Annotated in this window: 12 protein-coding genes; all 12 read right to left on the bottom strand. The window is 38.4% G+C overall.

The features are described from left to right. Positions 1 to 72 precede the first annotated feature (72 nt). The gene (locus V9W66_RS01505) at positions 73 to 1158 is read right to left on the bottom strand and encodes an acyltransferase family protein (protein WP_439362805.1); all 1086 of its coding nucleotides are present in this window, start codon (positions 1156 to 1158) and stop codon (positions 73 to 75) included. Continuing rightward, a complete protein-coding gene (locus V9W66_RS01510) occupies positions 1139 to 2395 on the bottom strand; it encodes an O-antigen ligase family protein (protein WP_144094677.1) in 1257 nt (418 codons plus the stop codon). The genes V9W66_RS01505 and V9W66_RS01510 overlap by 20 nt, the downstream gene beginning before the upstream one ends. Positions 2396 to 2419: 24 nt before the next feature. Next, the gene (locus V9W66_RS01515; RefSeq protein ID WP_207705793.1) at positions 2420 to 3058 is read right to left on the bottom strand and encodes a D-sedoheptulose-7-phosphate isomerase; all 639 of its coding nucleotides are present in this window, start codon (positions 3056 to 3058) and stop codon (positions 2420 to 2422) included. A 19-nt stretch (positions 3059 to 3077) separates the two neighbouring features. Next, on the bottom strand, positions 3078 to 3698 hold the full coding sequence (locus tag V9W66_RS01520) for a serine acetyltransferase (RefSeq protein WP_144094679.1): 621 nt from the start codon (positions 3696 to 3698) through the stop codon (positions 3078 to 3080). Continuing rightward, positions 3695 to 4702, bottom strand: a complete 1008-nt coding sequence (locus V9W66_RS01525) for a GHMP family kinase ATP-binding protein (RefSeq protein ID WP_144094681.1) — start codon at positions 4700 to 4702, stop codon at positions 3695 to 3697. Before V9W66_RS01525 ends, V9W66_RS01520 begins: the two co-directional genes overlap by 4 nt. A gap of 30 nt (positions 4703 to 4732) precedes the next feature. Further along, the gene (locus V9W66_RS01530) at positions 4733 to 5926 is read right to left on the bottom strand and encodes a hypothetical protein (protein WP_144094683.1); all 1194 of its coding nucleotides are present in this window, start codon (positions 5924 to 5926) and stop codon (positions 4733 to 4735) included. 29 nt (positions 5927 to 5955) lie between these two features. After that, positions 5956 to 7056 (bottom strand): glycosyltransferase family 4 protein, encoded by a 1101-nt coding sequence (locus V9W66_RS01535; RefSeq protein ID WP_144100307.1) that lies wholly within the window; start codon positions 7054 to 7056, stop codon positions 5956 to 5958. Positions 7057 to 7137: 81 nt separating this feature from the next. Next, the gene (locus V9W66_RS01540; protein WP_144094687.1) at positions 7138 to 8085 is read right to left on the bottom strand and encodes a deacetylase; all 948 of its coding nucleotides are present in this window, start codon (positions 8083 to 8085) and stop codon (positions 7138 to 7140) included. Positions 8086 to 8100: 15 nt separating this feature from the next. Next, the gene (locus tag V9W66_RS01545; protein WP_144094690.1) at positions 8101 to 9267 is read right to left on the bottom strand and encodes a glycosyltransferase; all 1167 of its coding nucleotides are present in this window, start codon (positions 9265 to 9267) and stop codon (positions 8101 to 8103) included. Positions 9268 to 9271: 4 nt separating this feature from the next. After that, complete coding sequence (locus tag V9W66_RS01550) at positions 9272 to 10450, bottom strand: radical SAM protein (protein WP_144094691.1); 1179 nt, start codon at positions 10448 to 10450, stop codon at positions 9272 to 9274. A 56-nt stretch (positions 10451 to 10506) separates the two neighbouring features. Further along, positions 10507 to 11034 carry an acyltransferase gene (locus V9W66_RS01555; protein ID WP_144094693.1) on the bottom strand — a complete coding sequence of 176 codons (528 nt, stop codon included), beginning with the start codon at positions 11032 to 11034 and terminating at the stop codon, positions 10507 to 10509. After that, positions 11031 to 12272 carry a glycosyltransferase gene (locus V9W66_RS01560; RefSeq protein ID WP_144094695.1) on the bottom strand — a complete coding sequence of 414 codons (1242 nt, stop codon included), beginning with the start codon at positions 12270 to 12272 and terminating at the stop codon, positions 11031 to 11033. The genes V9W66_RS01555 and V9W66_RS01560 overlap by 4 nt, the downstream gene beginning before the upstream one ends.

The raw sequence follows: 12272 nt of genomic DNA on the forward strand, positions 1-12272 counted from the left end.
CTTCTGACAAATATTATTCATGTCTTATTTATCTTATAAAAGTTCATCTCTACGTCAATATGTGATAACACATCAATATAATGTCAGTTTCATATTAGTCTTTTTTAATAACTTAACAACAATAACCGCAATCAAAGAAGTTCCAACGATTCTTAATACCCATAGAAAACATGCTCCAAATTCATTACCAAGAAAGTTCAATCCAAAGTATTTTACAAACAGCACAACAAATAAATAATTCAATGGTTCAGCATATAAATAAACACCAAATGAATACCCTGAAAGTTTTGAGATCATCTGCTCTTCTTTGTCTGTCAATCGTTCTGATACCAATTCACAAATCACCCACACAATTAGAATTCCCACACTTGCCAAATATAAATCTTTTGCAAGCCAAACCAAATGTGGAAGATATTCTAGTCCATAATAGCCAAAGATCCAAAGCACCGCAAGGAGCAGTTTTCCCCCCCCCCCCCATTCAAATCTTTTAAGATAGTTCTTGGCCACTTTGCCATATTTATTCAAGTTCATTCCAAAAACAAACCAGAGCAAATATCTCAGGGGATTTCCAAAAAGTGTCGTAACTACCGTTGCCCTTTCCAGAAAACATACTGCCAAATAAACTACAAATGAAGTCGTATTAATCATCCACATTTTCTTTGCATACTTGCATAATAAGTAAGCAAGTACAAAATCAAAAAACAATGCTTCCAAATACCATAAATACATATTGGTTGGAATAAGCATCTGCATCAAAATGTCTTTCCATATATTTTCTGACTGACTGTAATATCCAGAAATAATTTTTATCGGAGTATTCCAGAATAAATATACCAATACAAATGGAACAACTAATCTTGAGATTTTGTTCTTTACCACTTCAGTAACAGAACTAAATCTTCCATTTTTCACTTGACTATAAAACAATGTTCCTGATAAAGCAAAAAATGCTGGCATATGAAATGTATAAATCAATTGTTTAATTTGTTCTGCAAATCCATGAAATGCTGTATCCGCTATGCCTGCAGCCGACATTTGATCTGCGATATATATTCCGCCATATGCGTTTCCAGCATTATAATAATTTGCATGTCCAATTACTACCAAAACCGTTAAAACAATTCTAATCACATCGTATTTATAAATATGTTTCTTCATATCCGTCCTCTTTTACATTATCCCATCTAACATATTCAACAAATGTCACATAAAACGGAAGTGCAAGTGCAAATGCATAAAATGGATCCATGTTAACCCCAAACATAACAAATAATAGTGTCATAGATAAGCATAGCAGGGAATCTGCAATATTCATTTTCCTTAATTTTATTGAAATATATATTCCTCTGAAAAATACCGCAAAATAGAACAAAATAATCGGCACTCCCAATTGAACCACACCATAAAAGAACCCTGTATCTTCTAGCATTCCACCTGCAACTCCCGGCGCATATCTTTCACTTGTTGCAAGGCATCCAACTCCCCAAAAAGGTGACTTTAAATACATAGCTCCAAAGTAAGCATACGCATTTACTCTTGCTATCGTTGAATTTCCATACGTTTCGTTACTTTTACTGAATGAATCAACAAATGTATTGAAAACAGGTGTATTTATTAAAACTACTGCTCCTATCATCATTATAAATGCTATGACAACTTTCTTTTTATCATTTGTCTGATGTAGGAAAATCAACATAATAATAATAATCGTTTTATACAGCAACGCAGATCTTGCTTGCCAGATGATGTATGCATAAAAGATGTCTATTAATATTGTAATAACATATGTTAACTTTTCTCTTTTACTTTTGGCCTTTGAAATAAGCCAAAAAGATAATGGGATCACAAGTATTGAAAGCGCCGATGGATTTATTCTGTATAATCCATTTCGATATCCCATTTCTCCATTTACCAGGTTTGGCCATAACATAATTCCTGTTTTTGATTCGTAAAACGACATAAAAGCTTTTGCCAGAGTATCGATACTAGTTACTATCACCAGAAATTTTGCTACTTTTTGTGCTTTCCATTCGCCTGCACTAAATAAATTAATTAATGGAATAGCAATAATCAAATATAAATATGGCCATATCATCGCTAATGTATCATCCCATGCTGTACCTAACTGCGAAGCACCCATAATCGCTCTCACCCAGCATATTCCTAAAAGAGCTACTTCAAATTTGATAACTCCATTTGCACTTGGGCAAGTATACACTATACTAAATATCATCGCCATAATAACCATCGCCAAAAATAAGAACATTCTTATTTTTGGTATGTAGGACGTTGAAAACATAGCAGTGCCACTTAATGGAATCAAGAAAAAGCACAAGTGCATCAACACTAGTATACATATTAAAAATTTTGTTATTGAGCTATATTTTATCTTCATGCTTTTCCTCATCCTTTTATTTAATCAAAAAAATCTATCTTCCAGCATCAAACACAAACAATGATATACTGGTAGGTGCAGTTCTTGAATCATGTATGTTTCTGTTTGTGGCACTTTAATACAGACATCGCTCATCTGTTCAAGCTTACTATTTTCAGCTCCTGTTAAGCCAATTACTTTCATTCCTTTTGCATGTGCAGTAACAGCCGCATACAAAACATTTTTACTATTTCCGCTTGTGGAAATGCCAAAGAATACATCTCCTTCTCCGCCATAACCATTCACCTGTTGTGCAAAGCAGAGTAAGGGTTCACAATCATTCATATATGCTGTAGATAATGCCACATGACCATCTAATGCAATCGCCGGGAGTGCTCCTTGAAGATTCTCCGCTAAAACACGCCCCAGCTTTTCATCTTTTTCAATTAACTTACTGGCAAATCCCATATCAGGTTTTCTGGGAAGTTTAAATCCCTTCATCAATTCCCCGACAATATGCTCCGCATCCGCTGCCGACCCGCCATTTCCGGCTATTAGAACCTTGTGCTTTGTCTCGTAGCATTTTTCTAATACTGAATACGCCTTCTCGATATCCTGTTTTGACTCTTCCAAAACGGGATATCTACTAATTAGCAGTTCTATATGTCTCATCAAATCTTTCATTTTCTTACCTCTTGGTTATTTATTGGAAGGAACCTTGGTTCTCACCGACAAACAGCTTATGCTTCGAATTCTCACCAATTATTTTCGCCGGCACACCGCCAACAACCATATTTTCTGCTACACTCTTTACAACTGCTGCATTTGCAGCAATAATAGCATTGTCTCCAATTTCAATTTGGCCAAGCACTTTTGCTCCTGCCGATATTCTCACTCCATTGCCTATCACAGGTGGTTCCGAATCAAACGTATATCCAATCGTAACCTGCTGGTTAATCCAGCAATCACTTCCGATTCGCTTCGCACTAATATTTGTTGCGAATCCATGTTGTATGAATAATCTCGGACCAATTTCAAGAGTATTAATATACAGGGTATCCATACCTGGAAATAACATCTTTAGCAATAATTTGCTGTACCCCCCCCCCAGGCGATATTGCAATAATGTACGATACTCTTTTAACTCCAGCATTAAACTGCTAAAAATATCAAATCCAGACTTTTCAGTACGTCTTGTGCATTTTTTCCAATGCTGTATTTCCTCAAAAATAATTGCTTTATTATTGGATACGCAAACAATCAAATATGCAGGTATTAGTCTCCACAGATTTAATATCTGCAACATCCTCATCTTCTTACTCATACACCATTCCTCGGTTCATAAGTTTCCGGTGTATAGTGGATTACTCTTGTGCCACCATCTTCAAACGCAAACGGGATATGCATCAAGTCACGCATGGCCCAACGCACCGCATCCTGTCGTTCAGGCTGCACATAGAATACCAGGAATCCACCGCCACCAGCACCCAGCAGTTTTCCACCCAAAGCCCCAGCAGCTACGCCTTTTGCATATAGTTCATCAATACTATTCGTGGAAACTGCCGATCCCGTTTGACGCTTAAGTTTCCAAGTATGATCCAGCATTCTGCCAAAATCATCAAGATCCGCGTTCTTATCTGTCAGGACACGTTCAGCATCATCAACCAGAGCAAGCATCTCTTTCAGCTGTGCTGTCTTATCTTGTTTGCCTGCAGCATTTGCTTTCTGCACATCAGAAGAAAAACGGGTAAACCCGGTGAAGAACATCATTAAATTCTGATTAAGTTGCTTTTTTCTCTCCGGTGAAATAATAACCGGCAGGACTTCATATCCATCCGCATTAAAGTTGATACGGTTAAACCCACCAAAAGAAGCGGCAATTTGGTCTTGCCACCCGCCCGCTTCTTGGCAAAGATTACGCTCCAGATAAATGGCTTCATCTGCCAGTTTCTTCTTGTCAGCATACTTACCCTTCAAAGCGTAAAAAGCATTCAACATTCCAACCGCAAAAGAACTGGAAGTACCCAGACCAGAGCGTGCTGGGAGATCTGCTTCATAAGTAAGACGAATCTCATGCATGTCAAGCATTTTCATTGCATTTCGGATTGCAGGGTGCTGAATGTCGTCAATATTTGTTACACGCTCCGTCTTAGAATAGGACAGTTCCGTTGAATAATCAAAAAAGCGCGGCAGATGACGTACATTTACATAACAGTATTTATCAAATGTAGTGGATAATACCGCTCCACCATTTTCTTTAAAAAAACTTTCCATATCCGTTCCACCGCCAAAAAATGACATTCGGAACGGTGTTTTTGTAATAATCATATTTCTCTACCCACCATTTACAATTCTTCTTCAATGTTTGTGCTTCAATTTTCTTTTTACAATCGCAAGGAAAAAAGCTGCTGTTCCCGGCACATCCTTAATATCAACAATTGAATGGGCATCAGTTTTTAAGAACTCACCCACCCATGCTAAAAATCCTATTCCAAATTCTTTTCTATGCCTTAAATCAGATATGTCATCCATTAGTGTTTTTCCTATTTCTACTGAAACAGCTGCTTCCTTCGGCAATGGCAGTCCCAACGCATCCAAACACCAGTAGTACGGTGCGTTCACTCCATTTTGAATTAACGCATATCCATTTCCACTGTGTCTAAAATTAATTTCATTCAAATACACGCCATTTTCACACACTAAAAACTCTATGTCGTACTGTCCTCTATAACCATTTTCATAAAGCTCATTTATAACTTTTAAATTTAGTTTATCAATGTCTTTTTCACATATAAATTGTGCCTTTGTTAAGCTTCCTCCACCATTTATTGGATATTCTCTAGTTTTTTTTATGTATCCGCCTGCAAAATGCTGTTTCAATGCACTCTGCCGCTCAGATAAAATACAACCGTAAGAGCACACCTCATATTTTTTTATCAGGAACTGTTGAACCAGTACGTTTTTATATCCTTTTTGGCTAAAAGCTTTCAGTCCCTTGCGTAATTCTTCTTTTGTTTTACAGATCAAGATATCATCTTTAGACCCTGTAGCCGATATTTCTGGTTTTATAATACAGGGAATTGATATCTCGCTTATATTTAACTCATTGGCATCGCATTGAAGGCTCCACGTCTTTGCCATTGGAATCTGGTATTTGTCCGCAAACTTCTTTTGCTCCATTTTATCCATGAGAAAAGCAACTCTTCCAGGAGCATTGACAAAACCAGGTACGATAAATCTTTCCTTCAAAACCTTATAATTGGAATCGACAATATACGTTGCAAAATCAGAGCATGGGAAAATTACAGTCTTTTCTTTTTTTTCTGCATGATTCAGCAGCCAGTCCAACACCTTGTTTTCTTGCGGTGCAACTACAAACGTTCTGTTTTTTGCATATTTGGATTTACTTAAACATATATCTTCTAAGTCCTTATTTTCATGAATAAGGATTTCTATATCACACCCTACTGAACCGAGATTTCTTACAACGGCAAGTGTGTTATGGTGATCTGCACCAATTATTATCACTTTATTGTTAAATGGCTTCGTCATACTACCGCCTTCTCTCCGCATCTATTTTATCAAGTTAAAATTTCATCCAAAACTGCTGCTATATTTTTTCCCCAATTCATATGTTGCAAATGATACTGCACTGCATTTTCTGACATTACACTTCTTGTAGCATCTATTTCCAGCTTCTGTAATGCGTCAACATAATCCTCTTCTCTTAAACAAATAAACCCTGTCTTTTCATTATCAACAAACTGTGTCAATCCATCTACATTCGACACGATCACTGGCACGCCAAACTTATATGCAATAGGAATCACGCCACTTTGCGTTGCTTCGATGTAAGGAAGCACTACTGACCTTGCATGGTGAAAAAGCCACAACATTTCTTCATCTAAAATGTAGCGATTTATCAAAATCACATCATTCTTCACCTGATCATAGAGTTCCTTTTCCTTACTCGTCAGTTCACCATTTCCAGCAATTATCAATTTGTACTTATGATTTTGAACTTGAGAGAAAGCACCAAGCAGAATATCAATCCCTTTATATTTGTCTATTCTCCCAAAAAACAGATGAAATTGTTTTTCTGTAACCTCCGCCGGTCTAATTTCTTCAGCATTCGGCACATGTGCGCCCAAGCAGAAATACACCAACTTACTTTTATTTTGTGGTTTTAGAAATTTATATTTTTCAAAAGAAATCTTTGAAAGCAGTAAAATATAATCAACTTCACTTTCCAGTTTATTGCTCAAGAAATGCGTATACTTTCTCCGCAATTTATGATAAAACGCCTCATTCGTCGGATGTGATCCACCTGCATCATGTAACGTCAGCATCATCGGAATCCTTGTGCGAATCAGTTTTAACCCGATTTTTACCGTAATCATCGGGTTATCAACCAACCAAATCAAGTCCGCCTTTAATTCTGCAATCTTATCTGAAATATCTTTAAGCACTTTCTGCTTTGAAAAAAAGCTTTTGATTCTATTTCCTGATTGTACAGACTGATAATAGATATAATTCTTCTTATTTTGTAGTTTGCTTTCCACTTCGACAGGAGCAACTACTATCACTTCATAACCCAAATCATTCAATTTAGTTTCTATGGTCTCTAAAAACTGGATGATACCGCCTTTAGTATTTCCCGTAATTAATACTATTTTCTTCATTTTGATCTCCCAATCTACTGTGAATTACTCCTGCCGCTTCTCTGCGATTCTCATCCCTACATAATAAAACAGGCACGCTTATCACATATCTCTGCAGTTCTTTACAAAATACTCTTTCAGCGTACTCCCCTCAAATTTCCCACTTGCGTAAGCAAACAACGCTTCAAGATCTTTATAGAGCTTTTCAATGCTTTGCTCATCTTTAAAAGTAGGGCTTCCGCCTGGCATAAGCTCAGAGGAATGAATCATAAACATTGCATAATCCCTGTCTGACACATAAGTCTGATCTATCACATACTTCATTTCTTCCAGATTATCCCCATTTGGTCTAATCCAAAGTTCCGTTCCCTTCATGGCATGCCAAATACTCCTAGCTAGGTTTTTGGCACTGGATGTCTTAAGAAAGAGCTTATGTGAACGAATAATGGTAACCGGAACCTCCAAAATGCTAGAACCATTTGATGTACAAATCGAATATGGTTTATTCTTCGCTGACGAATAGTCACTTCCACAACTTCCTTCGGTTTGGCCCAATGAAGTTTTCCAATCCACATGCGGTGTGACCGAGCAATCCACCACATACCCATATTTTGATAAGAGCTCAAAGTATTTCTCGTTCGTTGCCCATCTTCCAGCTCGATGTGAAACAGGCTTGATTCCTGTTCTTTCAAAGATCAAATCTGTGAGAAATTTAATTTTTGCCTCCATTACATCATCTGGATACTCAATCAAATATGGTGCTCCTTCTTGCGCAACTTCGAGCTGATACATAGGAGGATTATTCCATGCATGAAGATGCATTCCGATTTCAGCTTTTCCTTCCAGAGCGTACTTTTTTACAAACTCAACATACCTGTCGTCCTGTATCATCTCATAGTTAGTCAGCCACACCGGAAAAAAGTTGTACTTATTGCACAGCCTTTGAAATCTATCAAGAAAAAGCGTATTATTAGTAGTAATTGCATTCCCTTGTTTCCAACTCCAGAGGTCGTCTCCTTCAGTATCAATTGTAATAATCAGCTTTTTCACACTATTTCCTCCCTGTTATCCAATAAGTTTGATATACTTTTCTACATCTGCCTGATTACCATATTCGTGTGCATTCAAATAGTTTTTAATGGTTTTGTACAACATCTGATTGTTGAACATTTTTTCAATTCCGTGTGCGATATCTTCTGCATCCATATTAACGATCAATCCTTCTTTTTCAGGAATGATCTGATCAACAACAGTGTCATAATTAGTCGAAACGATCGGAATGCCCAATATCTTCGCTTCATCCAAAACTACAGATTTTCCTTCGTACTTAGAAGACTGAACAACGACATCACTTTTTGCTATATAAGCATACGGGTTTTCCTTAGGCCCAAGCAGCTTTACCCAATCTTTTAATTCGAGGTCTTCAATTTGTGCATTTAATTTATCAAACAGTTCACCATTACCAAGGATGAACCACTGAAATTGGCAACCATCCTGCTTCATGATTTTCGCAGCATCTATTGCCATGTCAAATCCCTTCAACGGAATCAATCTGCCAACTGAAACAATCAATTTTTTTCCTTCATCAATACATTCCGGGATTTCTTCTTTGCTTCGTTTTCTCAAAACCTCAGAGGATGTGATGTTTGGAAGCCACAAAATTTTGTTTTGAAATTCAGGAAATACCGTTTTCAGAACCTCCGCGCATTTATCCGATACTGTAACGATAGAGTCCATATTTTGGTAATACTTTTCGTCAGCTCTTCGATCACATTTAGCGCCCACATAGTCCGTATGTACCCAACATAGTTTTTTATCTGCACTCACCAGGTCATTGACAAAATAAGTACATTCACCCACTACGCATCCCACTGCCACATCATAATGCTTTGACAAACGAGTAATTTTTCTTCTATAGAAATTTCTCCATCTGAACTCACGCATTAAATATGGATTACTTGTAAGTGTCTTTGAAATTGCAGTTCCAATTACTTTTGTAATAGTGTTTTTATTGAAATCCTTTACTGGACGGTACAGATTTTTAAGTGCGTCCGGTGCCTCAATAATGTTCACATAGTGTGGTACCTGAGGTAAGAACATTCCTTCCTTGCGAAATAATAAAAGATCTATTTCATACTGGTCTTCCGGCATTTCATTCAGCAAGTTCACCAAGCTTTTCTCTGCCCCACCATTTACTAATGAAATATTGACAAATAATATTTTCTTTTTCATATGTTTATTCTTTCATCTGCTGTGCAATATCAGCGTCCACAATTTCCTCGCCGGTCTTATGCTTCAGCTGTTCCTTGGATGCTTCGCTCAGACCGTTGTTGATCACACAGTTCATATCGCAGGTGCTGCACTTGTCCATATCTTCTTTGGTAACTTTGCCATCACGGTAATCACGGCAAATCTTCAACTCATACATGCTGTACGGATGCTTGGTGAAGAGAGCCTTAAACTTGTGCACCAGAACCCAAGTAGCAGGCTTCCAAATGTACTTGTGCATAGCAGGGCTTACGCTGCCGATCATCCAGCAGTCACGGTCACAGCAACGAACCTTTGCACGAACTTTCTCAGCCTCCGGGCTGTTCCACAGCTCATCCCAAGTCTGATTGTTCAGGTTGCCCATGACCTCTTTATCCTTGGTACCATTACAAGGCATGACATCACCATACGGGTCGATGAAGAAAGTATCGAAGCTCATATCGCAAGGCAGCAGACGCTTCTGGCCGTAGATATAATTGATCAGACCATGGTTAAAGTAAGCACGGAACCACTTCTTCGGGCTGTTGCTGCGGAGCAGTTCGTTGACCAGATTCTCAAAGTTCTTTGCAACCATCGGACGATCGTGGATGATGTTCTTAGCCTCAACGAAGTAGAAGCTGTTGTGCAGAGAAGCAGTTGCAAACTCCATGCCCATCTCGTCAGAAATCTTATACAGAGGAACCAAGTCAGGAGCGTTCTTATCCTGAACGGTCATTCCGAAGCCGACATCCTTCATGCCCATCTCACGCAGCTTCTTCAGTGTGCCGTAACCACGCTGGTAGCCATTCTGCAGGCCACGGATCTCATTGTTGGTCTGCTCCAGACCTTCGATAGAGATACGGATACCAATCTGCGGGAACTCCTTGCACAAGTCAACGATACGGTCAGTGAAGAAACCGTTGGTCGAAATAACGATACGGTCGGACTTCTTGTACAGTTCACGCACGATATCCTTCAGGTCGGTACGGATGAACGGCTCGCCGCCGGTGATATTTGTAAAGTACATCTTCGGCAGCTTCTTGATGGTTTCGATACTGATTTCCTCTTCCGGCTTGGAAGGTGCTTTATAACGGTTGCACATAGAGCAACGAGCATTGCAACGATACGTGACGATGACCGTACCATTTAACTTCTTTTCTTCAGACATGATTAACTCTCCTATAACCACACAGGGTTTTCTAGCAATAAAATCTGCTTTTTTCTTTATTCTTTATAGTTGTCTTCAAAGCAAAAATGGTCAGTGTTAACTCCACTGTATTCCATTCTTTTCTTTAATAAATCTTTGGTATTTCCTATCACTCTTGCCGGATTTCCTCCAACAATTGCGTAGGGTGGAACATCTTTTGTCACAACACTTCCAGCAGCAACCAATGCATTTTTTCCAATTGTAACATTGTAAAGAATGATTGCTCTTGCGCCAATTACAACATTGTCTTCTATGGTTATTGGCCCCGTGTAGTACTTTATATATGGACCTATATAATTAGGATCATTGTCAAACATGAGTCTAACCATATCATGTTCATAGAATCGTACATCTGCTGCGATAGTAACATTGTTCCCAATACTAATTAGTTCAGGCTGAGTGGGTATCCAGCACGGATGCCAGTACCCCCCCCCATAGCTTTTAAACAAATTGGCCTTTTTTATGACATCCGCCTTTTTTGTATGTTTCCCCAGCAATGTGAGAATCCAAAGATTCATTAATATCTTCAGCTTCTTAAGTTTCATTTTCTTACCCTATCAAACACTTTCATCAAAGTGTCATAATGAGTCTGCGGTGCAAACCGCTCTTCTAGTCTATCCCGGCTTGCAGCTCCCATTTTCTTTACCACAGCATCGTCGTCCAGCAAGGCAACTTTTTCGCATAGTTCCTGAGCATCGGCAGGCTTAAACAGATAACCATTAACTCCATCCAAAACAAGCTCTGGTAGGCTTCCGATATTGCTTGCAATAACCGGCTTTGAATACTGAAAAGACTCCAATGCAGTATTGGGAAGGTTGTCATACCAAATAGACGGAATCAGTGTGAATCGTGCACCTTTGATGATCTCTTCCAATTCCTCTCCGGCTTTGAAGCCCAAGAACTCAACATTCTTAATGTTCTTCTCTTTGATATATGCCTTTAACCTTTTTGCCTCGTCTGTTGTATCATCGCCCATTATTTTCACATGGCGATCCGGCATCATCTCATATGCTTTGACGACAGTGTCAACACCTTTTTCCTCTGTCACACGTCCAAAATACAAACCATATGTTCCAACCTGTGGTTTGCCGACTTCTGATTTGCTTGCAGTAAATGTCGGAATACAGGTGATTTTGTTCTCATCAAAACCATTCTCAATCAGTTTTTTCTTTAAAAACTCAGACGGCGTAATAAATGCATCCACACCTTTATATACATTCATCGCCTTATGTACTTTCATAGAAAAAACTCGAACGACCGATGCAAACAGCGACCCCTTTACACATCTTTTCTTTATGCAGGTCCTATATCCCTTCGTAAGGCACTCTTCGCATGGTTTCTTGTTGTACATAAAATCAAATCTAGGGCACAGTAAAAAGTAGTCTGACAGTCGCAGCACTACCGGAACACCCATCTTCTTTGCACCACAAATCACGCTCGGTGAAAGCTTGTTTACAAAGTGGATGATATATACCAAATCCGGCTTTACATCTTTGATTTCTTTCTTAATAGCTTTCTCAACCTCAGTGGAATAGATACTGCGAGTCAGCATTTGCCACATGACCTTTGGGGTCTTTTTACATTCTTCAAAATAAGTTGCGTCACGGCTTCCAATCGGCTCTACAAAATATTTGGAATACTCTGTTTCAACATTTTTGTTAGAATGGATGGAGAACGGAATCACTTCATGACCATTATCTTCCAACATTTTCTTAATATTGAACATATATTTTTCCGGTCCACCCGAAATAAAATATCTATAATTAACCAGTAAAATTCTCAT

This window comes from Blautia massiliensis (ex Durand et al. 2017), from assembly GCF_051861785.1.
Taxonomy (GTDB): domain Bacteria; phylum Bacillota; class Clostridia; order Lachnospirales; family Lachnospiraceae; genus Blautia_A; species Blautia_A luti_A.

What these genes read in the sequence shown, in the direction of transcription:
- V9W66_RS01505 (WP_439362805.1), bottom strand. Translation starts at nt 1,158, where the DNA reads ATGAAGAAACATATTTATAAATACGATGTGATTAGAATTGTTTTAACG.
- V9W66_RS01510 (WP_144094677.1), bottom strand. Translation starts at nt 2,395, where the DNA reads ATGAAGATAAAATATAGCTCAATAACAAAATTTTTAATATGTATACTA.
- V9W66_RS01515 (WP_207705793.1), bottom strand. Translation starts at nt 3,058, where the DNA reads ATGAAAGATTTGATGAGACATATAGAACTGCTAATTAGTAGATATCCC.
- V9W66_RS01520 (WP_144094679.1), bottom strand. Translation starts at nt 3,698, where the DNA reads ATGAGTAAGAAGATGAGGATGTTGCAGATATTAAATCTGTGGAGACTA.
- V9W66_RS01525 (WP_144094681.1), bottom strand. Translation starts at nt 4,702, where the DNA reads ATGATTATTACAAAAACACCGTTCCGAATGTCATTTTTTGGCGGTGGA.
- V9W66_RS01530 (WP_144094683.1), bottom strand. Translation starts at nt 5,926, where the DNA reads ATGACGAAGCCATTTAACAATAAAGTGATAATAATTGGTGCAGATCAC.
- V9W66_RS01535 (WP_144100307.1), bottom strand. Translation starts at nt 7,056, where the DNA reads ATGAAGAAAATAGTATTAATTACGGGAAATACTAAAGGCGGTATCATC.
- V9W66_RS01545 (WP_144094690.1), bottom strand. Translation starts at nt 9,267, where the DNA reads ATGAAAAAGAAAATATTATTTGTCAATATTTCATTAGTAAATGGTGGG.
- V9W66_RS01550 (WP_144094691.1), bottom strand. Translation starts at nt 10,450, where the DNA reads ATGTCTGAAGAAAAGAAGTTAAATGGTACGGTCATCGTCACGTATCGT.
- V9W66_RS01555 (WP_144094693.1), bottom strand. Translation starts at nt 11,034, where the DNA reads ATGAAACTTAAGAAGCTGAAGATATTAATGAATCTTTGGATTCTCACA.
- V9W66_RS01560 (WP_144094695.1), bottom strand. Translation starts at nt 12,272, where the DNA reads ATGAGAATTTTACTGGTTAATTATAGATATTTTATTTCGGGTGGACCG.